The organism is Halorussus aquaticus (assembly GCF_024218795.1).
Lineage (GTDB): Archaea > Halobacteriota > Halobacteria > Halobacteriales > Haladaptataceae > Halorussus > Halorussus aquaticus.
Map to the genome: position 1 here is coordinate 2008209 of NZ_CP100400.1, position 23691 is coordinate 2031899.

General features: G+C 67.5%; 22 protein-coding genes. 11 read left to right on the forward strand and 11 right to left on the reverse strand.

What is annotated here, in order from left to right:
- Positions 1-72 precede the first annotated feature (72 nt).
- On the forward strand, positions 73-831 hold the full coding sequence (locus NGM06_RS10370; RefSeq protein ID WP_254266889.1) for a GNAT family N-acetyltransferase: 759 nt from the start codon (positions 73-75) through the stop codon (positions 829-831).
- Positions 832-859: 28 nt separating this feature from the next.
- Here the strand turns inward: NGM06_RS10370 and gltB are convergent, their stop codons facing one another.
- On the reverse strand, positions 860-5455 hold the full coding sequence (gene gltB / locus NGM06_RS10375) for a glutamate synthase large subunit (RefSeq protein ID WP_256567927.1): 4596 nt from the start codon (positions 5453-5455) through the stop codon (positions 860-862).
- 234 nt (positions 5456-5689) lie between these two features.
- On the opposite strand from gltB, the gene NGM06_RS10380 reads away from it, so the two are divergent.
- From NGM06_RS10380 to NGM06_RS10400, 5 genes are all read left to right on the forward strand, one after another.
- Entirely contained in the window at positions 5690-6829 is a 1140-nt protein-coding gene (locus tag NGM06_RS10380; RefSeq protein WP_254266890.1) for an extracellular solute-binding protein, read from the forward strand.
- A 1-nt stretch (position 6830) separates the two neighbouring features.
- Entirely contained in the window at positions 6831-7817 is a 987-nt protein-coding gene (locus NGM06_RS10385; RefSeq protein ID WP_254266891.1) for an ABC transporter permease, read from the forward strand.
- Positions 7814-8695, forward strand: coding sequence for an ABC transporter permease (locus NGM06_RS10390; protein WP_254266892.1), 882 nt, complete (start codon positions 7814-7816; stop codon positions 8693-8695). Before NGM06_RS10385 ends, NGM06_RS10390 begins: the two co-directional genes overlap by 4 nt.
- Before the next feature lie 21 nt (positions 8696-8716).
- On the forward strand, positions 8717-9457 hold the full coding sequence (locus tag NGM06_RS10395) for an ABC transporter ATP-binding protein (protein WP_254266893.1): 741 nt from the start codon (positions 8717-8719) through the stop codon (positions 9455-9457).
- Positions 9458-9572: 115 nt separating this feature from the next.
- Positions 9573-10319: a proteasome assembly chaperone family protein gene (locus NGM06_RS10400; RefSeq protein ID WP_254266894.1), complete on the forward strand. Its 747-nt coding sequence runs from the start codon at positions 9573-9575 to the stop codon at positions 10317-10319.
- Between the two features lie 225 nt (positions 10320-10544).
- Here the strand turns inward: NGM06_RS10400 and NGM06_RS10405 are convergent, their stop codons facing one another.
- Together NGM06_RS10405 and NGM06_RS10410 are read right to left on the reverse strand one after the other, a co-directional pair.
- Complete coding sequence (locus tag NGM06_RS10405; protein WP_205427523.1) at positions 10545-10697, reverse strand: hypothetical protein; 153 nt, start codon at positions 10695-10697, stop codon at positions 10545-10547.
- A gap of 64 nt (positions 10698-10761) precedes the next feature.
- On the reverse strand, positions 10762-12132 hold the full coding sequence (locus NGM06_RS10410) for a geranylgeranyl reductase family protein (RefSeq protein ID WP_254266895.1): 1371 nt from the start codon (positions 12130-12132) through the stop codon (positions 10762-10764).
- Between the two features lie 111 nt (positions 12133-12243).
- Here NGM06_RS10410 and NGM06_RS10415 point away from each other — a divergent pair, with 111 nt between their 5' ends.
- Positions 12244-12576: a 2Fe-2S iron-sulfur cluster-binding protein gene (locus NGM06_RS10415; protein WP_254266896.1), complete on the forward strand. Its 333-nt coding sequence runs from the start codon at positions 12244-12246 to the stop codon at positions 12574-12576.
- A 20-nt stretch (positions 12577-12596) separates the two neighbouring features.
- Here the strand turns inward: NGM06_RS10415 and NGM06_RS10420 are convergent, their stop codons facing one another.
- Entirely contained in the window at positions 12597-13409 is an 813-nt protein-coding gene (locus tag NGM06_RS10420; RefSeq protein ID WP_254266897.1) for an AAC(3) family N-acetyltransferase, read from the reverse strand.
- Between the two features lie 181 nt (positions 13410-13590).
- Positions 13591-14184: a flavin reductase family protein gene (locus tag NGM06_RS10425; RefSeq protein ID WP_254266898.1), complete on the reverse strand. Its 594-nt coding sequence runs from the start codon at positions 14182-14184 to the stop codon at positions 13591-13593.
- Positions 14185-14293: 109 nt separating this feature from the next.
- Between NGM06_RS10425 and NGM06_RS10430 the strand changes: the two genes are divergently transcribed.
- Positions 14294-14518, forward strand: a complete 225-nt coding sequence (locus tag NGM06_RS10430; RefSeq protein ID WP_163522059.1) for a hypothetical protein — start codon at positions 14294-14296, stop codon at positions 14516-14518.
- On the opposite strand, the gene NGM06_RS10435 is transcribed toward NGM06_RS10430, so the two are convergent.
- Complete coding sequence (locus NGM06_RS10435; RefSeq protein ID WP_254266899.1) at positions 14515-15699, reverse strand: MBL fold metallo-hydrolase; 1185 nt, start codon at positions 15697-15699, stop codon at positions 14515-14517. The two genes, NGM06_RS10430 and NGM06_RS10435, sit on opposite strands and share 4 nt — an antisense overlap.
- Before the next feature lie 124 nt (positions 15700-15823).
- Here NGM06_RS10435 and NGM06_RS10440 point away from each other — a divergent pair, with 124 nt between their 5' ends.
- The 3 genes from NGM06_RS10440 to msrA all read left to right on the forward strand — a co-directional run bounded on the left by NGM06_RS10440 (position 15824) and on the right by msrA (position 19184).
- On the forward strand, positions 15824-16459 hold the full coding sequence (locus NGM06_RS10440; protein ID WP_254266900.1) for a rubrerythrin family protein: 636 nt from the start codon (positions 15824-15826) through the stop codon (positions 16457-16459).
- Between the two features lie 99 nt (positions 16460-16558).
- The gene (locus tag NGM06_RS10445; protein ID WP_254266901.1) at positions 16559-18541 is read left to right on the forward strand and encodes a PGF-pre-PGF domain-containing protein; all 1983 of its coding nucleotides are present in this window, start codon (positions 16559-16561) and stop codon (positions 18539-18541) included.
- Between the two features lie 91 nt (positions 18542-18632).
- Positions 18633-19184: a peptide-methionine (S)-S-oxide reductase MsrA gene (gene msrA, locus NGM06_RS10450; RefSeq protein ID WP_254266902.1), complete on the forward strand. Its 552-nt coding sequence runs from the start codon at positions 18633-18635 to the stop codon at positions 19182-19184.
- An 80-nt stretch (positions 19185-19264) separates the two neighbouring features.
- Here the strand turns inward: msrA and NGM06_RS10455 are convergent, their stop codons facing one another.
- The 5 genes from NGM06_RS10455 to NGM06_RS10475 form a co-directional block, all read right to left on the reverse strand.
- The gene (locus tag NGM06_RS10455; protein WP_254266903.1) at positions 19265-19813 is read right to left on the reverse strand and encodes a chemotaxis protein CheD; all 549 of its coding nucleotides are present in this window, start codon (positions 19811-19813) and stop codon (positions 19265-19267) included.
- A complete protein-coding gene (locus NGM06_RS10460; RefSeq protein WP_254266904.1) occupies positions 19810-20607 on the reverse strand; it encodes a chemotaxis protein CheC in 798 nt (265 codons plus the stop codon). Before NGM06_RS10460 ends, NGM06_RS10455 begins: the two co-directional genes overlap by 4 nt.
- Positions 20604-21113, reverse strand: coding sequence for a chemotaxis protein CheW (locus tag NGM06_RS10465; RefSeq protein WP_254266905.1), 510 nt, complete (start codon positions 21111-21113; stop codon positions 20604-20606). The genes NGM06_RS10460 and NGM06_RS10465 overlap by 4 nt, the downstream gene beginning before the upstream one ends.
- A 5-nt stretch (positions 21114-21118) precedes the next feature.
- The gene (locus tag NGM06_RS10470) at positions 21119-22945 is read right to left on the reverse strand and encodes a methyl-accepting chemotaxis protein (RefSeq protein ID WP_254266906.1); all 1827 of its coding nucleotides are present in this window, start codon (positions 22943-22945) and stop codon (positions 21119-21121) included.
- A 150-nt stretch (positions 22946-23095) separates the two neighbouring features.
- On the reverse strand, positions 23096-23638 hold the full coding sequence (locus tag NGM06_RS10475) for a heme NO-binding domain-containing protein (RefSeq protein ID WP_254266907.1): 543 nt from the start codon (positions 23636-23638) through the stop codon (positions 23096-23098).
- Between the last annotated feature and the right edge of the window lie 53 nt (positions 23639-23691).

Genomic DNA, 23691 nt, shown 5'->3' on the forward strand with positions numbered 1-23691 from the left:
ACGTACGGTTTTCGTCTAATTTGTCTGATTCGGGTAGAACGTTTATCAGTGAAAACGTCGAATACGTGGGGCATGGGACAGAGAGAGGCCGACTCCGACGGAATCGAAATCCGCGAAGCCGAATCGGGCGACGGCGACGGTATCCGAGACGTCGCGCTGGAGTCGCTCCACGCGTCGTACGGCGACATACTCGACGAGGACGTCATCGAGACGGCGACCGAGAACTGGTACGCCGACGAGATGATGGAGGCCGAACTGGAGGAGGAGGGGATGCTCTACCTCGTCGCGGTGGCGGGCGACGAGGTGGTCGGCTTCTCCCAGAACCTATTGGCGGAGGGCGACGCCACCATCCTCTGGCTACACGTGGACCCCGACAACCGCGACAAGAACGTCGGGACGACCCTGCTGAACCAGACGCTCGCCACGCTCTCGGAACGCGGCGTCGAGCGAATCGCCGCGGAAGTTCTCACGGAGAACGAGGCCGGATGCACCTTCTACGAGGCCAACGGCTTCGAGAAGGCCGGTGAGCGCGAGCGCGACATCGGCGACGAGACCCACGTCGAGAACCTCTACGTCCACGAGGGCCGCGCCAAGCTCGAGACCCGCGAGTTCGAGGGCCGCTCGCTCTACGTCAACTGGGCCGAGAGCAGGCGGGGGTCCCACGCCCCGTTCTACGAGGCGTACACCGACGAGGAGGGCGAGGACCTCTACGGCTGGTTCTGCTCGAACTGCCAGAGCTTCGACATCGCGATGGATTCGATGGAGCGACTGGAGTGCAACGACTGTGGCAACCAGAAGAAGCCGACTCGGTGGGACGCGTCGTACCTCTGAGCGGCGTCCGCTCGGTCCGACTCCGCTCTCAGTCCGCGCCGCTCTGGACCACTGCCTCGCACCCGTCGTCTCGACTCCGCGCCGCTGGCGGGGGCGAGTTGCGCACGTCCTCGCGGCCCTCCTCGGTCACGGCGCGCTCGTAGGCCTCGGGCATCACCTTCACGAACTGGTCCAGCACCGCGTCCCAGTCCGCCAGCAACTCCGCCGCGCGCTCGCTGTCGGTGTAGGCCGCGTGGTTCTCCACGAGTCGCCGGAGGACGCGCTCGTCGCGCTCCGAGAGGTCGGCGTCGAGTCGGACCATGCCCCGGTTCAGTCTATCCGAGAAGTCGCCGTTCTCGTCGAGGACGTACGCGACGCCCCCGCTCATCCCCGCGGCGAAGTTCTTGCCCGTCTCGCCGAGGATCGCCACGACGCCGCCGGTCATGTACTCACAGCCGTGGTCGCCGACGCCCTCCACGACCGCCTGCACGCCGGAGTTGCGGACCGCGAACCGCTCGCCAGCGACGCCGTTGACGTAGGCCTCGCCGTCGGTCGCGCCGTAGAGCGCGACGTTGCCGACCACGACGTTCTCGGCCGGGTCGTAGGCCGCCGAGTCGGGCGTCCGGACCGCGACGCGGCCGCCCGACAGGCCCTTGCCGAGGTAGTCGTTGGCCGCGCCGGTGAGCCGGAAGTCCACGCCCGACTGGAGGAACGCCCCGAAACTCTGGCCCGCAGTGCCCCGGAACGAGCAGGCCAGCGTGTCGTCCGGGAGACCCGCCTCGCCGTGAAGTTCCGAGACGCGCCCCGAGAGCATCGCGCCGACCGCGCGGTCCTCGTTGCCGATTTCGGCGTCGAGTTCGACTGGGTCGGCGTCCTCGACCGCCCGTTCGGCCAGTTCGAGCAGGTCGCGGTCGAGGTGGTCGTCCACGTCGTGGGTCTGCTCGCGGGTCTTGGTCCGCTGGGAGTCGCCCGCGGCGTAGTCGTCGGGTTCCGCGACGACAGACGAGAGGTCCAGTCCGCTGGCCTTCGGGTGGTCGGTGTCGCGCTGTTCGAGGCACTCCACGCGCCCGACCATCTCCTCGACCGTCTCGAAGCCCAACTCGGCCATGATTTCGCGGAGTTCCTGCGCGATGAACTGCATGTAGTTGACGACGTGGTCGGGTTGGCCGGGGAACCGCTTGCGGAGGTCCTCGTCCTGCGTGGCGACGCCGACCGGACAGGTGTTCTCGTGGCACTGCCGGGCCATCACGCACCCGGAGGTGACGAGGCTGGCGGTGCCGAAGACGTACTCCTCCGCGCCCAGCAGCGCGGCCACCGCCACGTCCCGGCCGGTCTTGAGACCGCCGTCCACGCTCACGCGAATCCGCGAGCGCAGGCCGGTCTCCCGGAGCATCTGGTTGGCCTCCGCGAGGCCCAGTTCCCACGGCAGGCCCGCGTGCTTGATGGAGGTCTTGGGACTCGCGCCCGTGCCGCCGGAGTGGCCCGAGACGTGGACCACGTCGGCGTTGGCCTTGGCGACCCCTGCAGCGATGGTGCCGATGCCGTCCTCCGAGACCAGTTTGACGTTCACGTCGGCGTCGGGGTTCGCGCACTTCAGGTCGTGAATCAGTTGCTTGAGGTCCTCGATGGAGTAGATGTCGTGCTGGGGCGGCGGCGAGATGAGACCGACGCCCGGCGTGGCGTATCGGACGTGCGCTATCATCTCGTTGACCTTCCGGCCCGGCAGGTGGCCGCCTTCGCCGGGCTTGCTCCCTTGGGCCATCTTTATCTGTATCTCCTCGGCGTTCGAGAGGTAGGCGCTCGTGACGCCGAACCGGCCGGAGGCGACCTGCTTGACGTTGCACTCGCGCTCGGTGCCGAACCGCTCGGGCGGTTCGCCGCCCTCGCCGGTGTTCGACTTGGCCCCCAGTCGGTTCATCGCGACGGCGTTGTTCTCGTGGGCCTCGGGCGAGAGCGACCCGAGACTCATCGCGGCGGTGGAGAACCGCTCGACGATGTCCGAGACGGGTTCGACCGCCTCGACGGGAATCGACTCTCTGCCCTCGTCGTCGAACGCCAGCAGGCCCCGGAGCGTCTGGAGGTTGCCGTTCTGGTCGTTGATGGCCTCGGCGAACTCGCCGTAGGCGTCGGCGTCGTCCTGCCGGACCGCGCGCTGGAGGGTGCCGACGGTCTCGGGGTTCCACTGGTGGTGGCGGCCGTTCGACCGGTGCTCGAACTCGCCCTGTCTCGCGGGGTCGAGGTCGTCTCCGCCGCCGAACGCCTCCGCGTGGCGCTCTCGCAGGTCGTCCTCGACCCCGTCGATGCCGATGCCTTCCGTGCGCGCGGCGGTGCCCTCGAAGTACTCCTCCACGAAGTCCGAGTCGAGACCGACCGCCTCGAAGATCTGCGCGCCCCGATAGCTCTCGACCGTCGAGATGCCCATCTTGGCCATCGTCTTCTGGAGACCGTCTTCGAGCGCGCCGACGTACGCCTCGACGGCCGCCGACTCGTCGGTGCCGTCGGGTCCGGCCACGAGGTCCGCGATGCTCTCGAAGGCGAGGGTCGGATTGACCGCGCCCGCGCCGTAGCCGACCAGACACGCGAGGTGGTGGACCGTCCGTGGGTCGCCCGACTCCACGACGAGTCCGGCGCGGTTCCGGAGACCGTTCCGGACGAGGTGGTGGTGGACCGCGCCGGTCGCCAGCAGACTCGGAATCGCCAGTCTGTCGGGTCCCACGTCGCGGTCCGAGAGAACGACAATCTCCGCCCCGTCCGTGACGGCCTCGCTGGCCGCCCGGCGGACGCGCTCGACCGCGGTTTCGAGGTCCCCGTCCTCGGGGTAGGTCAGGTCCACCGTCTCGGTCGGAATCGAGCAGTCGCGCACGCCTTCCATCTCGGCGTCGGTCAGAACCGGCGAGTCCAACACGAGTTGGCGGGCGTGGTCCGGCGACTCGTCCAGCAGGTTGCGCTGGTTGCCCAACCGGCTTTCGAGGCTGGTCACGCAGTCCTCGCGGATGTAGTCGATGGGCGGGTTCGAAACCTGCGCGAACAGTTGCTTGAAGTACGAGAACAGCGGCCGGTTGAACTCCGAGAGGACCGACAGCGACGTGTCGTCGCCCATCGACCCGACGGGGTCCTTGCCCGCCTCCGCCATGGGTTCGAGCAGTTCGTCGAGTTCGTCGCGGGTGTACCCGAAGGCGGTCTGGCGTTCGCGGAGGTCGGCGTCGATGCGCGCGTCGGTGGCCGCCGACGCGCGGGGGTCGGCGTCGGCGGGTACGTCGAGTTCGACCTGTTCGTCTTCGACCCACTCGCCGTACTTCTCGTCGGTCAGGTCGTCGAAGACCTCCGCGTCCGGAATCACGCGCCCCTCCTCGGGGTCGGCCAGAAAGAGTTGACCGGGTTCGAGGCGGCCGCGCTCGCGGATTTCGCTCTCGGGGGTGTCGAGCGCCCCGGCCTCGCTGGCCATCACGAGGCGGTCGTCGGTCGTCACGTCGTACCGGCAGGGACGGAGACCGTTCCGGTCCAGCACCGCGCCGATTCGGTCGCCGTCGGTCGCCGCGACCAGCGCGGGACCGTCCCACGGTTCGAGCAGGGAGGCGTGGAAGTCGTAGAACTCCTTGCGCTCGTCGGCCATGTGGTCGTCCTTCCGCCACGCCTCGGGGACCATCAGTCTGAGCGCGTGGGGGAGTTCGCGCCCGTCTCGGAGGAGGAGTTCGAGCGCGTTGTCCACCGCGGCGGTGTCGCTGCCCTCGGGGTCGGCGACGACCGGGGTCACGCGCTCGGTGTCGAACGCCTCGGCTTCGAGGTCGTTTTCCCGGGCGCGCATCCAGTTGACGTTCCCCCGGATGGTGTTGAACTCGCCGTTGTGGACGACGTTGCGGTACGGGTGCGCGAGGTGCCACGCGCCGAGCGTGTTGGTCGAGAACCGGGCGTGGACCATGGCGAAGGTAGTTTCGAGTCGGTCGTCGCGGAGGTCCGGGAAGTAGCCCGGCAGTTGCTCGCCCTTGAGAAGCCCCTTGTAGACGACGGTCTGGCGGTCGAGCGAGCAGACGTAGAAGCGGTCCGCGCCGGGCCGGTCGCTCGCTTCGACCGCCTGCTCCAGCGCGCGCCGAGCGACGTAGAGGGTGCTATCGAAGCTCTCGGCGTCGGTGTCGGCGGCCGCCGGGCGGACGAAACACTGCCAGATAGCGGGTTCGGAGTCGAGGGCGGTCCGTCCGAGGTCCGAGTTGTCGGTGGGGACCTCCCGCCAGTGGAACAGGTCGAGACCCTCGTCGGCGAGGACGGATTCGGCGAGACGTTGGAGTCGCTCGCGTGCCGCGGCGTCTTTCGGCAGAAAGAGGCTCCCGACCGCGTACTCGTCGGGGTCGGGGAACGACCCGGAGCGGTCGGCCCCCACTTCGTCGGCGAAGAAGTCGTGCGGTTTCTGTAGCAGGACGCCCGCGCCGTCGCCCGTGTTCTCCTCGGCACCGGTGGTGCCGCGGTGTTCGAGGTCCGCGAGCAAGTCGAGACCGTCCGCGAGCACGTCGTGTCCGCTCCCCCCGCCGAGGTCCATCACGACCCCGACCCCGCAGTTCGCGCGGTAGTCGTCTGGGTCGGCGAGGAGTTCTCGGTCCGCGGTGCCGTGGTGCGGTCGGTCTCCGGACTCAGAAGGTGGGTACTCGGCCATGAATACATCAATCGGGAACCGCTACAAGAGGCTACCCCTGAATGACTAAAGGGGTGTTAATGCCAAATAAGGCTCCTTATATTCATATTCTCATGATATTATTCCCAGTTCTGTTGTCGTTCGCCGAGCGTCGCGCGAGTATATCTTCGGCTATATAGGGGACATAGCGGAACAGGAGACAGTATACTGAAAATATAAACGGATTAACTTTCGGTGTCCGCGTCTCCGACCGAGATGCGCAAAACGACTCGACGTCGATTCGTCCGGGCGACGACTGCGGCCGGGGCGGCCGGAATCGCCGGGTGCGCCGGAATGCTGGAGAGCAGCGACGGGACGAACAGTTCGAGCGGGGAGACCTACGAGGTCGGTCACGGCGACTACCAGACGACGGTGGACGCCGGGAACTTCCCGGAGAGACTCTACGTCTACGCGGTCCAGTCCGGGTGGTCGAACTGGCCCGCCATCATGAAATCGTTCGAGGAGACGTACGGCGTCGCCCTGAACGACGACGACAGGTCGTCGGGCGAGGCGCTGAAGGACCTGCGCTCGCACGCCCAGAACCCGACTCACTCGGCGTACAACGGCGGGTACACCTACGGCATCCTCGCGATGCAGGACGACCTGACTCGGGCGTACAAGCCCGAGAACTGGGACACGGTGCCGGACAAACTCAAGTCGGATAACGGGCACATGACCGCGACTCGCCGGATGACCACCGCGGTCACCTATCGGAAGGACATCTACGAGGAGCGGGGTCTCGACGAACCCGAGACGTGGGAGGACCTGCTCCACCCCGACGTCACGAAGGACCTCGCGCTCCAGACGCCGACCGCCGCGGTCGGTCTCGCGAGCGCCCTCTCCATCAACAACGCTCGCGGCGGGTCGATGGACGACGTGCAACCGGTGGTGGACTACTACGAGAAGATTCAGGAGGGCGGCGCGGAGTTCACCGACAACTTCCTCGCGCAGTTCACGAAGGGCGAGTACGCCACGTTCGTTCGCTACGACTACTCCGGCCTGAACCTCAAGTACAACAACGCCGACATCGACGAGGAGAAGGTCGGCGTCACGCTCCTGAAGGGGAAGAACGGGAACAAGGGCGCGTTCAACCAGCCCTACGGGTTCGGCATGCTCAAGGGCGCGCCCAACCCCGGTGCCTGCAAACTGTTCATGGACTACGTCCTCTCGAAGGAGGGCCAGAAGCAGTTCCTCGACGCCTACGTCCGCCCGATTCGCGCCCCGGAACTGGAGATGCCCGACGAGTTCCCGTCCCAGAAGACCTACTCGAACGCCGAGTTCCAGGTGGACTACCAGCGACTCGTCGCCAAGCAGTCCGACCTCATCGACGAGATAGAGAGCAAGGCGGGACTCTGAGATGGCGACCAACGACGCGAGTACCGGCGAGCGACTGGCGAGCGCGGCCCTGACCGTCGTCTCGCCGCGGACCGAGCGCGGCCGCGAGCGCCGCCGCATCGTCGCGCTCTGTCTGCCGTTCCTGACGCTGGCGTCGGTCGCCGGTCTCTACCCGCTCTGGGAGATGCTCCGCATCAGCCTCTCGACCTCGAAGTACGTGACGACGTTCGACCCCCTCGGAATCGTCGCCGCCAGCCTCACGCAAGGGAAGTTGGCGCTGTCTGGCGTCTCGACCCGAACCTACGAACTCCTGCTGGAGGGCGGCACCCGCGGCGCGTTCCACGAGGCGGCGTTCAACACCCTCTGGTTCGGGGCCGTCACGACGGCGGCGAGTCTCGGCGTCGCGGTGCCCGTCGCTCACGCGCTCGAAAAGTACGACCTGCCGGGCGAGCGCCACGTGCTGACCCTGCTGTCGTTCCCCATCAGCCTCCCCGGCATCGTCGCGGCGTTCATGATAATCGTGCTGTTCGGCAACAGCGGACTGCTCACGAAACTCGCCGCCGTCGCGTCCGGCCGGTCCGTGACCTCGCTCGCGCTCTCGACCAGCGTCGTCGGCCTGTTTCTGGCCTACCTCTACTCGATGATTCCGCGGTCGCTGTTGCTGTTACGCGGTGCCTACTCCGAACTCAACGCCGAGGCCGAGGAGGCCGCGCGGTCGCTCGGGGCCTCGCCAGCCCGGACCTTCTGGTACGTCACGCTCCCCCAGATAAAGCCGGGACTGGTCGGCGCGGCCATCCTGACGTTCCGGACCGCGCTCGCCATCTTCGGTACGCTGGTGATTCTGAGTCAGGCGCTCGTCGAGCAGCCGTGGACCTACCAGATAAACGACGTGCTGAGTCCCGAGTTCGACATCCAGTTGGCGTCGGCGATGGCGGTGGTCTGGTTCGGGTTCGTCCTCGGGTTCACCGTGCTGGGCCTGCGGTACACGAGTGCGGAGGTCGGCATATGAGCGGGAACGCGAGTCTCTCCGCGAAGTACGGCCGGACGCTCGTCACGGGCGTCCTCGCGGTCACGGTGCTGTTCCTGCTCGTCCCGGTCGTGGTGACGTTCGTCGCGTCGTTCGCCCGTTCGTGGACCGGACCGCTGCCCTCGGGGTTCGTGACCCTCGAACACTGGCGGTACGTCCTCGGGTTCCAGCAGGTCTCGGACGCCGCCAACTACTCGCTGAACCTCGACGCCGTGATTCGGGCGTTCCCGAACGTCGGCGCGATGGTGCGGGCGAGTCCGCTGTTCGCCAGCCTCGTCCTCGCGCTGGGCGGCGTGGCGGTCAACCTCGTCGCTGGCGTGCCCATCGCCTACGCCGTCGCCCGATACGAGTTCCCCGGCCGGGAGTGGGTCAACGCCTTCGCGGTCCTCCCGCTCGCGCCGGGCATCGTCCTCGGGGTCGCGTTCCTGCGGGCGTACCCAGACCTCGCGGCGACCAACCTCGGACTCGTCGTGGGCTACTCCCTGCTGAAAGCGCCCTACATGGTGATGGCGGTCCAGAGCAGTTTCGAGTCGATGGACCTCCGCCAGATGGAGGAGTCCGCCCGGTCGCTGGGCGCGTCGTGGCCCCGCACCTTCCTGACGGTCGTCGTGCCTAACGCCCGAACCGGTATCGTCTCGGGGTCCATCATCTGCTGGACGCTGGCGGCGGCCGAGTTCAACTTCTCGTACGTCGTCGTCTCGGGCGGCAACCGACCCCTCTCGCTGTTCCTCAAGGCGAACATCTCGAACAGTTCGTTCCTGACGACCGCGGCCGCGGTGTCGGCGTTCTTCCTGCTCGTGGCGGGTATCACCGGTCTCCTGCAGGTCGTCGGCACCCGCGGGTTCTCCGCGCGGACCTGACCTCCCGACCGAACCACAACCATGTCCGACATCACACTCGACGCCGTGACGAAACGCTTCGAAGACACGACCGCGGTCGATTCGGTCTCGCTGACCATCGAGGACGGCGAGGTGCTGGGCGTCGTCGGTCCCTCGGGGTGCGGGAAGACCACGACGCTCCGGACGATCGCAGGCTTCGAGACGCCCGACGAGGGCCGGGTTTACTTCGGCGGCGAGGACGTGACTCACGTCCCGCCCGAGCGCCGGAACGCCGGACTCGTCTTCCAGTCGTACGCGCTGTTCGACAACATGACCGTCCGCGAGAACGTGGAGTTCGGCCCGAAGATGCAGGGCGTGCCCGCCGACGAGCGCCGCGAGCGCGCGACGGAACTGCTCGAACTCGTCGGCATCGCCGACCTCGCCGACCGCGACCCGCGGACGCTCTCGGGCGGCCAGCAACAGCGCGTCGGCGTGGCCCGCGCGCTCGCCATCGAACCGCGCGTCCTCCTGCTGGACGAACCGATGACCGGACTTGACGCCCGACTCAAGCGCCGCCTACGCACCGAGATGGGCGACCTGCTCGACGACCTCGGCGTGACCGCGCTCTACGTCACCCACGACCAGGCGGAGGCGATGGTGATGTGCGACCGCGTCGCCGTGATGAACGAGGGCGTCGTGGAGCAGGTCGGCACGCCCCGCGAAATCTACGAGTCGCCCGCGAACGAGTTCGTCGCCGACTTCGTCTCGCTCGACAGAATCGACCTCCCGTTCGTGACGCACTGACCGGGCGTCGGGTCTCGTAGCCCTCGGACACCGACCCGGGGTGCCGCCCGCCGGGTGTGCGACCGGGAAAGCGATGGCCCCGACCTTTATGCGGTCACTGGCGCAACTCCCCGTCATGGCAACCATCACGATACGCGACGAGGACGTGTCTCTGGACCGACCGACGCTGGTCGAAGGACTCCCGGGCGTCGGACTGGTCGGCAAGCTAGCGACCGACCACCTCGTGGAGACGTTCGACATGACGTACTACGCCAGCATCGACTGCGACGGCCTGCCGCGGATTTCGGTCTACGAGGAGGGCAACCGGACTATCCGGCCCCCGGTTCGACTCTACGCCGACGAGTCTCGGGACCTCGTGGCGCTCCAGAGCGACGTGCCGGTGTCGGCCTCCGCGGCGTCGGACTTCGCGACCTGCGTCACGGAGTGGGTCGCCGACCACGACGCCACGCCCATCTACATGAGCGGGCTTCCCGAGCAGAAGGAGGCCGACCAGATTCCGTCGCTCTACGGCGTCGCGACCGGCGACGCTGGCGGCCGACTCGACGACCACGACATCGGCCTGCCGCGCGACCGGGGCGCGGTCAGCGGTCCAACGGGCGCGCTCCTGTACGAGGCCGAGGCGCGCGGTCTCGACGCGCTCGGTCTCGTCGTACAGAGCGACCCGCAGTTCCCCGACCCGGAGGCCGCCCGCATCCTCATCGAACACGGCATCAACCCGCTGACGGGGACCGACGCCGACACCGACGACCTCGTCGAGCGCGCCGAGGAGATCAGCGACCAGAAGGAGCAACTGGCCCAGCGCATGCAGGAGGCCGACCCCGACGAGAGTTCGCAGGCCCAGTCGATTCGGATGTTCCAATGAAACTTTTGCTGCGCGAGAAGTCGCGGCGCTGCCGCGACTTCTCGCTAGCAAAACTTTCATGAAAAACGCGGCGCCACCGCCTCAGAAGCGCCTCCGGCGCTTCTTCGACCCGCTCGCTCACTGCGTTCGCTCGCGGTAGAACTGCTGGCAAGGACGGCCCGCAAAATTACTGACTCGGTCGCTCCCTGCGAAACGCGAACGTTGGAGTCGGCTACTCGGAGTCGGCTACTCCGAGTCGGCCGCTTCCCGTAGTTCCTCCACTTCAGTCTCGATTCGGCTCAGTGCGGCGTCGGCGTCCATGTAGCCCTTGTCGTACTCGTCGTACACCGTGTTCGCCTCGCTCAGGAACTCCGAAACTGCGTCTTCGAGGTCACTCATACCGTACAGGAAGCGGGTCACCGAGAAAGGCTTGGTGAAATCGCGCCGCCGGAAGCGGTCGCGGTCAGTATTTGGGGTCCGCGCCGGTCGTCGCGTAGATGTCGTCCATGATGGAGTCGCGTTTCCGCTGCCACGGTTCGAGGTCCTGCGGGCGACTCGGGTACTTCTCGTAGTGGTCGATGAGGTCGTCCGCGAGGCTCTTGGTCTCGTAGAGTTCGTAGATGAGGTCCCAGTGGCCGAACGACTTGATGGCGGTCTGGACCTTGAGCCACCACCCGATGTTGGCGCTCCCGGAGTAGAGCGCCTCCGCGAGTTTGGTGGCGGGAAGCGCGCCAAGCAGACCCATCAGGTCGTCCACGTCCACCGCGGTCGAGAAGATGTTGTACACGTCGAGACCCGCGTAGCGCGCGCCGAAGTGGTCCATCACGCGCTGGTTGTACTCCCAGAGGTTCGCCTCGCTCACGTCGCCGTCCTCCATGGCGTCGATGGCGGCCTCGGCGGCGTACTTGCCCGCGTAGGCCGCACCCGCGATGCCGCCGCCCGTCGTCGGGTTGACGTGGCCCGCGGCGTCGCCCACGGCGATGAACCCCGGCGCGGTCGCCGAGTCGTACGGTCGCCGGGTCGGGAGCGCCGCGCCGAGTTTGTCCTCGACCGTCGCCCCGTCGAACTCCGGCCGGTTGCGGAGGTCCCGCTTCAGGTCCTCGACCAGTTTCATCGACTCCTCGGTCATTTGGAAGCCGAGTCCCGCGTTGATTTCGGTGTCGGTCCGCGGGAAGTACCAGAGGTACCCCGCCGCGCGTTCGGTGGGTTTGAACACCAGCGCGTCGTCCCACGGTACCGGCTCCTCGACCTCCACGATTTCGCGGTACGCCGAACTGAACTGCGAGTAGGTGACGTTGGTGTCGAAGGTGGCGTCCTCGAGGTTGGCCTTGTCCTGCAAGATGGACAGCGACCCCGCGGCGTCCACCACCACGTCGGCGTCGTACCGCTGGATGTCGCCCTTGCGCTTGCCCCGGACGCCGGTCACGTGGCCGTCCTCTCGCTGGGTCACGTCCTTGACCACGGTGTCGTAGTGGAACTCGACGCCCGCCCGGTCCGCGCCCTCGATGATGCGCCGACCGTACTCCCAGCGGTCGATGACCGCCAACTCGCCGGGGACGGGAATCTCCAGCACCGTGTTCTCCTGCGGTATCTCGAACCGGCCGTGGTCCACGCCGGTGTTGGTGAACGACGGTTCCAGTTGGGACTTCGGGATGGCCTCCGGGAAGGCGTCGGCACCTTTCAGGGCGTCGCCGCAGGCGATGTGGCCTGCCTCCTCCTCGTCCTTGCGCTCCACTATCACGACATCGTATCCTTCGCGCGCGGCGGTCGCGGCCGCGTAACAACCCGCGGTCCCCGCCCCGACGACGACGATGTCGCACTCGTGCGTAGCCATGCATTCGGCTACGAGACGGAGGGGGGAAAACTCTTTATACGCAATCTGTCGCTTCGACCCCGACAGCCACGGCGATAAAGAGTAAAGTGCCGGAGTTTCGTAGCACGAGGCATGAGCGAGTACACCGTCGAGTTCGTCGGCACGGGCGAGACCATCGAAGTCTCGGAGAAGGAGACAATCCTGAGCAAGTGCATCGAGGAGGGCATCGCTCAGGAGTACTCCTGTCGCGTCGGGATGTGTCTGGCCTGCTCGGCCGAAATCGTGGCGGGCGACGTGACCCAACCCGCGGCCCGGGGTCTCACCGACGAGGAGGCCGAGGAGTACGCGCTGACCTGCATGGCTCGCCCGGCGAGCGACCTCAAGTTGGACCGCGGGAAGTACCCGCCGAGCATCGAGGACGAGACCGGAGCGATGGAGAACGAGGCCGCGGCCGCCGACGACTGAGCGGGTCCCGATTCGGCTACCTACTCCCGACTCTCCTCGAACCACGTAGCGCCGTAGTCCACGACGTCCCGTTGAGAGACGAGTTTCGCGTCCGCGGGACCGACCGTTCCCTCCGTCACGGCTTCCGGGCGAGCAGCCTCGAAATCTCGGCCCGCGTCCGCGAAATCGTCGGCGTCGTACGAGAGGTGTTCTAGCGTAATCAGCTCCGGTTCACCGTCGTCGGCGACGACGGTCGTCTCGTGCGTCGAGATTTCTTGCTCGCGGTCGGCGCGATGCTCAGCGAGGTGGAACGAGGTGTTGGTGTCGTACTCGGTGCCGAGCATGAGAATCGTCCCGTCGCGGTCGTAGATTTCCGCGAGCGGTGATTTCTCGCCGAGTCCGTTTTCGTAGGGGTGGTCGGCGACGATGGCCTCGGCGTCGGCGCCCCACGCCGCGAACGAGTAGGTCGGGTGGCGACTCCGGTGGACCTCGGGATACGTCCGGAAGCACTCCGGAATCGCGCCGACGTTCCACGTCGGCGTCACCGCGGGCCGGTAGGGCGGACGCTCGCTCCGAATTACGTCCTCCCAGTCGTCGGGGACCGGCGGGTTCTCCCAGCCTTCGGGGTCGGAGTACTGGGTGGAGTGCGTCGGCATCACGAGCGTTCCCTCGGGCGTGACCGCCTCCGTCAGCGCGTTCACGACCGCGGGTTGACCGCCGGTGACCCACCCGAGCGACGACAGCGACGAGTGGACCAGCAGTGTCTCGCCCGCCTCGACGCCGAGGTCGCGCAGGTCGGCGGCGATTCGCTCTGGCGTTATCGGTTCGTCGGTTCGTTCGATTCGTTCTTCCATGTTCGAGGATGCTCCGTCGCAGTTCGATTCTCGGTCGTCGTCCAATTCCTTCAGGACGGACCTGCAAACCGGCGTTTCCGCCGTGAAAGCGTCCGTCGTCTACCTCAGGCAACCGCGCCCAATGATAAAACCGTTGCCACAGTTCGAGCTGCGATACCATGTCCCACGAGCCGGGCGCACGTCAGGGCGGTCGCTCCATCGAGAATCGGTCGTCCGTGGTCGCGTATAGGCTTCCCGACAGTCTCCCCACGGCGTCCAGTTTCTCCACGTCCATCTTCCCGTCGGTCGTCACCGCGTCGTCCAGATGGACCCACTCGACTTCGCCGAGGACCATCGAGGACCCGCCCACGTCCACCATCTCGTAGAGCGAACACTCGAAGGCGACCGGCGACTCCGCGACGCGGGGCGGCGCGACGACCGTCGAGTCCGCCCGCGTGACCGCGGCGCGGTCGAACTCGCTCTCGCCCGCGGGGAGGGTCGCGGCCGTCTCGTTCATCGCCTCGGCGACCGACTCGGTGACGACGTTGACGACGAACTCTTCGCTCCGACGGACGTTCCGCGGCGTGTCCTTCAGGCCCTCGGGCGACCCCTCGTCGTCCACGGGCGCGAACATCACGACCGGCGGGTCCACCGCGACCACGTTGAAGAAACTGTACGGCGCGAGGTTGTCCGTGCCGTCGGGACCGGTCGTGCTGACCCACGCGATGGGCCGGGGGACGACCGCGCCCGCGAGCGTTCGGTACATCGAGGGAACCTCGTCGGGGTCGATTTCCATACCGGAGCGACGGAGCACGGCGGGGAAGGGTTTGCGGTCCCGGCGAACGCCGACCCCGAATCGACGGAGGGCCAACAGGTCAAAGGCTGTCGCGGGCCGAGTTCCGGACATGGTAGACGAGGAAACCGCCGAAGGCGAGACCGACCGCCGCGAAGAGATGGCGGCCGAGCGAGACGAGGAGGTCGAGGAAGAACTGGAGCGCGTGGACGAGGAGATGGACCCCGAGGAGACCGAGCAGTCCGACGCCGCGACCCTGCCCGACGACGAGGAGGGCGACCACAATCGGAAGGACGGCCGCCACGTCGAGACGAACGAGTCGAACGACGCCAGCTAGTCGCCCTCCGCCTCGACCGCGCAGTTGTTGGGTCCTAATTCTATCTCGAACGCGTCCCCGTCGTCGAGCGACTTCCGGCCGAGATTCGCCGCGACGATGTCCTCGTAGTTGGCCGGTCGCGGCGGGAACGAGTCCAGCACTCGCTCCACGAACGCGTCTCTCTCGCCGGGAATCCGGAGGCGGTCCCGAATCTCGCCGACTCTGGCGGCGTAGCAGTCGCCCTCGTCGGGGTTCGGGTCGGCGTCTGGCGTCCGGTGACCCGGTGCGACGAGGGTGTCGTCGGGGAGCGCGAGCAGACGCTCGGTCAGGGTCTCGTAGAGCGTACCGGCGAGGTCCCGCGCGCCCTCGTCGCCTCGCTCCAAGTCGGGCCTGCCGAAACTGTCCGCGAACAGCGCGTCGCCGGAGAACAGCAGGTCGCCGAGACGGAGCGCGGTCAGTTCGGTCGTGTGGCCCGGCGCGTGAAGCGCGGTCAGGGCGGCGTCGCCGACCCGAATCTCGTCGCCGTCTCCGAGCAGGGTCGCGTCGAACGTCAGTCCGCGCTCGGTCGCGCCCGCGGGCAGGACCGCCTCCGCGTCGGTCTCCGCGGCCAGCGCTCGGACGCCCGAGAGGTGGTCGGCGTGGACGTGGGTATCGACAGCCCACCGGAGGTCCGCGCCGCGCTCGGCGGCGTCGGCGACGTAGCGGTCGGCGAACGCTCTCAGGGGGTCAACGACGACCGCCTCGTCGCCCGAGACGACCAGATACGACAGGCAGCCGGTGGCCGGGCGGTCGTACTGGAGGACGGTCGCGCCCTCGAATCCCTCCGAGTCGGTCGAAAGCTCCCGCGAGACGTACACACGCGCCCACCCCTGCATCCCCTCCGCGAGGTTCCGCGCGTCGATGCCCGTCTCGCGCAGGATGTCGGCGACGGTGGCGCTGGCCTCGCCGCGCGGACAGACCGCGACGACCGGTTCCCGGAGGTCGAGGTCCGCGACGAACTCGGCCACCTCGTCCCGGGCCTTCGCGGCCACGAACTCGGCGTAAGGGACTTGGACGGTCTCGACGCCGTCCCCGGTGATGTGCCACGCTTCGAACTCCTCGCGGTTGCGCACGTCGAGCAGGTTCACGCGCTCGCCGCGCCGGATGCGGTCGTGGACTTCGTCGGCCGAGAGCGAGTGGCCGTCGTCGTTCTCGTCGGTCATACGTGTGAGTACGGTCCTCGGGGTCAAAACGATGGGCGGCTCTCTCGGGTATCGGAGTGAGAACCACCGCGACGGGGACCGAGTCCTGCAAACCTTCAAGCGCGCCGACACCATATCCTCGCTCATGGACGCCGCCAGTTTCCCCGACGCGATCAGGGACGCGAAAGCGACCGAACTCGACCGCCTCGGCTCTCAGCAGGCGCTCGTCGCCCTGACCGACGCGGACCTCGACGCCGGGACCGTCCTGCGCGCCGCCGCCCGGAGCGAGTACACCGCCCGCGAGACGTTCGCCGAGTGGGCCGACACCGCGGCCGACGCCGACGCTCGGGAGACCTTCGACGCGCTGGCCGACGAGGAAGGCGACCACTACGACCGCATCGTCGCCGAGTCGGACGGGGAGTTCGCTCCCGCCGACGCCGACGCGGACCGGATGCACGACTACTTGCGGAGTCTCGACGCCACCGTCGAGCGCGCGGCGGGACTCGTCGGGCGTTCGCTGGCGACCGACCGCACCCAATTGCAGGTCGTGAACTTCTTCGTCAACGAGGCCGACGAGCGCCGGGCCGACCTGTTCCGGGAGTTGCGCGCCGACACGCAGGAGGGCGTCTCGACGGGCGCGGACCTGCTCGCCGCGCACTGCGACGGCGAAGACGACTGGGAACGCGCCCGCGAGACCGCCGAGGAAGTCGTCCAGACAGCGTACGACGTGTACGCCGAGACGCTGGAGGGGATGGGTCTCGACCCGAAGCCGATTTGTTAATTCTCAGTAAATTCCGCCCCTCTAGTTACTGTTCGACTACTTATGTACGGAATAACGAAAGTTTAACGAATCGATATTGTCTATCGTCCGATACCATAGATGCATCGGAAATCCTCGTGCGTGGTTCTGGTCGGTCTCCTCGTCCTCTCGGTGGTCGCCGTCGGTGGCGTCGGCACCGCCGCGGCGGCGAACGCGTCGCTAGATTCGGGGAACGTACCGCTGGAGGACGGGTCGTGGTACTGGCAAGGGCAGTATCTGTACAACGACACCGTCGCCGACGCGGGCGAACGACTCGGTCTCTACAACGCGACCGCCGACGACCTCGTTCGCAACGTCACGGCCGACGACTCTCGGGCGTTCGACATCGACACGTCGGACCTCGACGGCGACTACTATCTGCGAAACGAGTCGGGCGAGACTGTGGTCTCGTTCTCCGTAGAAGCGCAACGGTTGTCGTTCGACTCGAACACCGAGAACTACTACCTCGTGGCCAACGGGACGGCCGCGCACGTCAAGAAACTCGGACTCGACTCGAACCGGCACGAGTACGACCTCGTGGTCGAATCCTCGTCGCTCAATCTCACCGAGCGAATCGACGGGGCGCGCGAGGTGGACGGCCGAACGGTCGTCTTCGACGTGAGCGGCGACGTCGTCGTCGATACCCGCGGCCTCGAGGCGGGGACCTACCGAATCAACGCGAGCGTCCCCGACACGACCGCGGTGGCGAACTACTCGTTCAGACCGTCGAACGTCTCGGAGGTCCGCTGGGAACTCCACCGCGAGGAGACGGTGCTCGCGGACGGAGAGACGTACTGGCAGTCACGCTCGCTCACGCGGGACTACGGGGTGGCGGACGCGAAACTGAAGGTGGTCCGTAGTCGTGACGGCGCTTTCGCGCAGGAGTTCTACACGAACGAGACCGGCGTCGGGACCATCGACACCACGCATCTGGGGAACGGAACGTACGAGGTGCGGAACTCGGGCAACGACACGTTGTACGCCTCATTCTCGATCGTCGAACAGAACCTCTCGACCTCGCTCGCCGACGACACGGTGACCGACGGAACGGGAACGACGAACCTCTCTGTCGCCTCGAACCGGACAGGTTACGACCTCCTCCTGTGGTCGGAGACTGTCGAGAGAGCGAACCTGAGTCGGGCGGTTCCGGCGTCCACCGTGACGAGCGAGGGCGACCTCGCGGTTCGGAACCTCTCGTCCGACGCCTCGCTGACGGTCGACTACTCCGCGCTCTCGGCGGGGACGTACACGTTCCACGTCAGCGTCGCCGACACGAGAGCGAAGGCCAACGCGACCCTCGAAGTGACGGCCGAGTCGAGCGGGGGCGATGACGGAGAGGGTAGTGGTTCCGGCGGTGGCGGCGGTGGCGGAAACGTCCCGCCGCCGTCCGTCCGGACCGAAACGGTCGAAGCGGGCGAGGACTACCGCCGGTTCGAGATTTCGAGCGCCCGGTCCGACAGTCCCGCGACCGTCTCGCTGTCGGGTCTCGGAACCGACCGCGTATCGTTCGAGGAACTCCGAATACGGCCGGAGAGCGACGACCCCGAGCCGCGGTTCTTCGTCAACGCGTCGAGCGTGGACGCGCCCGCGGTCCGAGCGCCGGCGGACGTGGACACCCTCGGCTACCTACGGGTCGAACCGACGTACGTCCGGAACGCCGACCTCGGGTCGGTGACGGTCGAGTTCGCCGTCCCGACGGACGCGACCGACCCCGAGTCCGTCCGACTCTATCGCCACACGGACGGCGCGTGGCAGCCCCTTTCGACCGAATTCGTCGAGAAGACTGGCGGGAAGTACGTCTTCCGCGCCGAGGCGACAGGCGTCTCGCTGTTCGCGGTCACGGCCGACGAGTCGATGGCGCTTGATAACGGGACCGACTCGTCGACTCGGACGGCGACGGTGACGGCGAGTGCGACCGCTGAAACGACCGCCGAGACGACGGCGGACACGTCCGCGACGACGACCACCCGTTCCTCCGGGGGCGCGGGCCACGCCGCGACGAGCGTGCTCGCGCCGCTGGTCGCGCTCGCAATCGCAGTCGGCTACCGGACTCGGAACGACTGACCCGCCACCGTCGGAGAGGAGCGACTTCCGACCCGCCGTTCGCTCGCCGCTTCCCGCAAACCTAACCGTCCGCGACCCGTAGGTTCGGCCAATGACTCAGAACTCCGAAACCGAGACGGCCACCCTCGCAGGCGGGTGCTTCTGGTGTACCGAAGCGGCGTTCAAGGAACTCGACGGCGTCGAGTCGGTCACGTCCGGGTACGCGGGCGGCCACGTCGAGGACCCGACCTACGAAGCGGTCTGCACGGGCGACACCGGCCACGCCGAGGTCGTACAGGTGGAGTACGACACCGACGAACTCAGCTACGAGGACGTGCTGAAGGTGTTCTTCACGGTCCACGACCCGACCCAACTCAACCGGCAGGGACCGGACGTCGGCACCCAGTACCGTTCGGCGGTCTTCTACCACGACGACGAGCAGAAGCAGGTCGTGCAGCGCTTCCTCCGCGAGTTGGACGCCGAGGGGGCCTACGACGGCGACGAAATCGTCACCGAGGTCGAACCCCTCGACACCTTCTACGAGGCCGAGGAGCGCCATCAGGACTACTACGAGAAGAACCCGAACGACCAGTACTGCTCGATTCAGGCCGAACCCAAGGTCCAGAAGGTGCGCGAGAAGTTCGGGGAGAAGGCGGCGCAGTAGCGTTACTCGGCGGCCGAACCTGATTTTCGTCGGTCACTCTCTATTCGGCGATTCCGGAGAATAGAACGCCGAGAACCCGGTCAGTTCTCGCTCTCTTCGTTCCCGCCCTCGCCTTCCCGGAGCAGAATCGGTTCGGGGTCGTAGGCGGTCACGACCGCGATTCGGCCGGTTCCGGTGTCGAACTCGACGGTCCGGCCGCGGCCGCCGCCCACGTCGCTGCCCTCGACCGGCACGTCGAGTTCCGCGAACGCCTCGCGGGCCGTGGCGACGTTGTCGTCGCTGACCTCCCGGGGCAGTTCGGTGAGGTCGAGCAGGTCGCTCCCGCCGACGACGTACCCCTCCAGCGCGGCGTAACTCGCGCCCGCCGACACCGCCTCGCGGAGCATCTGCTCGACGGCGGCGTCCACGTACTTGCCGTCGCTGGTGCCGTCGCCGTCCGACCGGCGGGGGAGCATCGCGTGGGCGAGTCCGCCGACCGCGTTCTCGGGGTCGTACACCGCCAGTCCGACGCATGCGCCCAGTCCGTAGGCGACCAGCGTCGTGCCGTCGCCGACGACCTCGTACTCGGAGACGCCGACGAAGCGGCGCTCCCGCTCGGGCGTCTCGGGGTCGCTCTCGTAGGTCTTCACGATATCACTCCGAGACCGACCTCGGAGATTTTGGTGACGAACTCCTCGTCGCCGGGGAACACGTAGATGGTCGCGTCCACGTCGTGTCGCGGGATGCGGAGCCGCGACCGGATGAACAGGCCGACGCCGTACTGCTTGAAGATGCGCGCGACCAGCGTCCGCTCGGGGTCCTGCACCGGCACCGGCGACCCGGTGTCGATGGGCGTGTCGAACAGCGTGGCCCACTCGTCCACGAACCCGTTGGCCATCATGTTGCAGAGTTCGGTCAGCGCGTCCCGGCCCATCTCGGTCGAGACCGACGAGAGGTCCTCGACCGCCCGCTGGAGCATCAGCGCGGCGGCCTTGTTCGCGCTCTCCATCGGGAAGACGACCAGCACGTTCCCGACGAGGGGCTTGCTCAGCAGGACGCGCGCCCCGGCGCGCTCGCCCGCCCGGAACTGCGCGGGGACGGTCTCCTGCTCGGCGTAGCCGATTTTGACCTGTTCGGTCGTCACCGTGAGGTCGTCGTCCAGCACGTCGTTGAGTCGGGACTCGACTCCGGTGACCCCCCGGTCGCCCAGCCAGTTGAGGACCGCCAGCGTCTTGAGCGGTATCGTCCGTTCGGCGTCGGCGGTCACCGAACTCTCCGCGCTCTCGCTCGCTTCCGTGGAGCCGTCGCGCTCGGCCGTCCCGTCGCCTTCGGTCGTCTCGTCCCCCTCGACCGTCTCGCCGCCTTCACCTCCACCGTCGCCTCCGGTCCGCTCCGGGTCTCGTTCGCGCCGCTCGCGCTCCGCCGCGTCGTTTTCGAGCGTCATGCCTGTGCCCTCGCTTTGGAGACGAGTACGTCCACGTCGAAGACGCCCATCGGTTCGTCGGTCCTGTCGGACTCGGCGACCACCGCTCGGAACCACCGCCGCCTGACTGACGGTTCCCAGTCGCCGTCTTCGGGCGTCTCGACGCTATCGACGTGGTGGGCGTCGATGCCCGCCACCTCGTCCACGAGCAGGCCGGTCGGCCGGGCGTCGCCCCGGTCGAGCAACAGGAGCGTCGTCTCGGCGTCCGGCGCGCGCGTCGGGAGTTCGAGCAGCGCCCGACCGTCCACGACGACCGGAATCTCGCTGCCGAGGTTGGTCACGCCCGCCACGGCCGGACCGGTCTGGGGGACCGGCGTCACGCTTGGGTCGTCGAGTATCTGCTCGACGCGGCCGAGTTCGAGTCCGTAGTCGTCGCCGCCGAGACCGAAGCGAACGAACTCGACCCAGTCGCGTCTGTTCTCCTCGGTCTCGGGCGTCACCGCCCCGCCGGAGAGGTCACCGCTCATCGGAGTTAGACCTCCTCGTCGCCGACGAGTTCGGTCGGTTCGCCGTCGTCGGCGTTCTCGGTGGGAGCGTCGATGTCGGTCGATTCACCGTCGGGCCGGGACTCGGTCGCCGCATCGCTGGCCAGCGGGTCGGCGTCGGGTTCGGCGTCCGGGTCGTCAGCGGTGGTCGAGACCGGGACGGACTCGGTGTCGCGGTCGTCCGGGTGTCGGTCGTCCATCTCCGGGTCGTGAGCGTCGGCGTCTCCGGCGGTCGGTTCGGCGTCGTCGTCCGCTTCGACGCCGGTGTCCGGTTCGGCTTCGACATCCGTCTCGGTGTCGTCAGTACCCGTTTCGGTGGTGTCTACGTCGGTTTCGGTGTCGCCGAGTATCGCATCGTCGGTGTCGAACGAGTCCAGCGCGTTGCTGAGTTGGGTCGCCTGCCGGGCGAGGTCGCTCGCGCTGTCCGAGACCTGCGAGAGCGCCATCGTCTGGGACTCGGCCGACGCCGCCACGGTCTCGGCCTCGTCGGTGATACCCTCGCTGACCGCCGCGGCCTCCTCGACCATCTCCAGCGCCTCCTTCGTGGAGTCGGCCTGCTCTTGGGTCGCGTCGGATATCTCTTGGACGCCCGCGTTCGTCTCTTGGGCGTAGCCAGCGATGTCGGCCAGCGCCTCCGCGGCGTTCTCGACCGAGTCGGTCTGCTGGGAGATGCGGGCGCTCGTGTCCCGGACCTCGTCGACCGTCCGGTCGGTCTGGCGCTGAATCTGCGTGAGGCGCTGTTCGATGTCGCCCGCGGCCTCCTTCGTGCGCTCGGCGAGTTCCTTGATCTCGTTGGCGACCGCCGCGAAGCCAGCGCCCTGTTCACCGGCGCGCGAGGCCTCGATGTGGGCGTTCAGCGCGAGCATGTTGGTCTGCTCGGCGATTTCGGAGATGAAGTCGATGAGTTCGTCCACCTGCTGGACCTCGGATTCGAGGCTCTCGATGGCCTCGACGGTGTCCTCGGACTCGCTCTCGATGTCGTTCATCCCCTCGACCGCGTCGGTGGCGGCTTCTCGGCCCTCGCGGCCGGTCTCGGCGGTCCGCTCGGCGATGGACGCCACCTCGTCGGTCGAGGCCGCGACCTCCTGCACCGCGGTCGAGAGCCGGTTCATCTGGTCGGCGGCCGCCTGCAGGTCGCCGGTCTGGGTCTCGGCGTCCACCGAGATGTCACGGAGCGAGTCCACGACGCGGGCGCTCCCGGAACTGACCTCCTCGGTGCTGAGCGTGACCTCTTGACTGTAGGTCGCCACCTCGTTGGCGAACCGGGTGAGGTTCTCGACGGTGTCCTCGAACTCGGTTATCATCTCGTTGAACTCGGTGGCGACCCGGTTCATCGCGTCGCTCTCGGAACTGGGGTCCATGCGCTCGTCGAGGTCGCCGTCGGCGCACCGGCGCATGACCTGCCCGTACGCCTCGGCGGTCTGTTCGACGTGGGCGTTCAGGTCCTCGGCCGCCAGACGCGCCCGGTGTTCCTCCAGCAGCGTCTCGTGCGTCTCGGCCATCGAGTCGGCGACCCGACCCACGCAGTCCACGCGGGCGGTGTCGAACGACGGGTCCTCGCCGTCGGCCCGGCGCTCCGCGCTCGCCACCAGTCTGTCGAGCGACCGACTGGCCCGCCACGAGACGGTCGTCCCGACGACTCCGGCGAGCAGTGCGCCGCCGAACGTCGCCGCGACGACAGTTCGGTCGAACTGCCCGGTCGCGTACACACCTCCTGCCGCGATTGCGCCGACCGCTACCATCGTCAGGCCGAACTTCAGCGAGTAGCGTCGCCTGACGAAGCCGGGGACGACTGCGCGAGCAAAGTTGGTCATTGCGCGAACCCATTCGGTATAGCGTAATAAATCTTCACGCAACATGAACGATAGGTTATAAAATGTAGGAGAAAGGAAAAATCAACTGACGGCGCGTCCTTTTAGAATATCCACAGGACTCACGCCCGCGCCGTTACCGACAATCGGTGGTCACTGCCGGGTGACGAGGATTTCACACTGGTCGTCGCCGTCCAGCATGCACGTCCGCTCCTCGATTCGGTACTGCTCGTCGTAGTAGGACTCGATACCGCGGAGCAGGCCCACGGCGAGGGCGCAGAGTTCCCGTTCGGAGGTGTAGGTCACCGCGACTCGGTCGTCGCCGACCCACTCCGCCGACAGCGCTGGCGGCGTGTACGTGGACAACTGCTTGGCGCGCAGGGCCTCGTGGATGTACGTCTCGACGTTGGCGACGAGTTCGAGACCGGTCCACTCCGTCTCGACGTGGACGCCGTACGTCTCGACCAGCGGCGGGACGAGGAACCGACCGAACGCGTCGAGCAGGTCGGGCACGTCCTCGCCGGTGGCGTCTGCGGCCGCCTCCACCAGCGCGAGGACGTCGGCGTCCTCGTACTCGGTCACGGGGACGTACACCTTGCCTTCCAGTCCCGCGCCGTCCTGAATCGCGCGCCACGCCTCCCGGTCGTACTCGGCGGTCACGAAGTCCTTCAGCCCTTTCAGTACGATGCCATGCACGGCTACTGCCCCCGTCCTTCGAAAGGTCGGTTCGCGGAGACGCGTGCAGGTCC

Coding starts and splice junctions, on each gene's coding strand:
- NGM06_RS10370 (WP_254266889.1), top strand. CDS start 73: ATGGGACAGAGAGAGGCCGACTCCGACGGAATCGAAATCCGCGAAGCC.
- gltB (WP_256567927.1), bottom strand. CDS start 5,455: ATGGCCGAGTACCCACCTTCTGAGTCCGGAGACCGACCGCACCACGGC.
- NGM06_RS10380 (WP_254266890.1), top strand. CDS start 5,690: ATGCGCAAAACGACTCGACGTCGATTCGTCCGGGCGACGACTGCGGCC.
- NGM06_RS10385 (WP_254266891.1), top strand. CDS start 6,831: ATGGCGACCAACGACGCGAGTACCGGCGAGCGACTGGCGAGCGCGGCC.
- NGM06_RS10390 (WP_254266892.1), top strand. CDS start 7,814: ATGAGCGGGAACGCGAGTCTCTCCGCGAAGTACGGCCGGACGCTCGTC.
- NGM06_RS10395 (WP_254266893.1), top strand. CDS start 8,717: ATGTCCGACATCACACTCGACGCCGTGACGAAACGCTTCGAAGACACG.
- NGM06_RS10400 (WP_254266894.1), top strand. CDS start 9,573: ATGGCAACCATCACGATACGCGACGAGGACGTGTCTCTGGACCGACCG.
- NGM06_RS10405 (WP_205427523.1), bottom strand. CDS start 10,697: ATGAGTGACCTCGAAGACGCAGTTTCGGAGTTCCTGAGCGAGGCGAAC.
- NGM06_RS10410 (WP_254266895.1), bottom strand. CDS start 12,132: ATGGCTACGCACGAGTGCGACATCGTCGTCGTCGGGGCGGGGACCGCG.
- NGM06_RS10415 (WP_254266896.1), top strand. CDS start 12,244: ATGAGCGAGTACACCGTCGAGTTCGTCGGCACGGGCGAGACCATCGAA.
- NGM06_RS10420 (WP_254266897.1), bottom strand. CDS start 13,409: ATGGAAGAACGAATCGAACGAACCGACGAACCGATAACGCCAGAGCGA.
- NGM06_RS10425 (WP_254266898.1), bottom strand. CDS start 14,184: ATGGAAATCGACCCCGACGAGGTTCCCTCGATGTACCGAACGCTCGCG.
- NGM06_RS10430 (WP_163522059.1), top strand. CDS start 14,294: ATGGTAGACGAGGAAACCGCCGAAGGCGAGACCGACCGCCGCGAAGAG.
- NGM06_RS10435 (WP_254266899.1), bottom strand. CDS start 15,699: ATGACCGACGAGAACGACGACGGCCACTCGCTCTCGGCCGACGAAGTC.
- NGM06_RS10440 (WP_254266900.1), top strand. CDS start 15,824: ATGGACGCCGCCAGTTTCCCCGACGCGATCAGGGACGCGAAAGCGACC.
- NGM06_RS10445 (WP_254266901.1), top strand. CDS start 16,559: ATGCATCGGAAATCCTCGTGCGTGGTTCTGGTCGGTCTCCTCGTCCTC.
- msrA (WP_254266902.1), top strand. CDS start 18,633: ATGACTCAGAACTCCGAAACCGAGACGGCCACCCTCGCAGGCGGGTGC.
- NGM06_RS10460 (WP_254266904.1), bottom strand. CDS start 20,607: ATGACGCTCGAAAACGACGCGGCGGAGCGCGAGCGGCGCGAACGAGAC.
- NGM06_RS10465 (WP_254266905.1), bottom strand. CDS start 21,113: ATGAGCGGTGACCTCTCCGGCGGGGCGGTGACGCCCGAGACCGAGGAG.
- NGM06_RS10470 (WP_254266906.1), bottom strand. CDS start 22,945: ATGACCAACTTTGCTCGCGCAGTCGTCCCCGGCTTCGTCAGGCGACGC.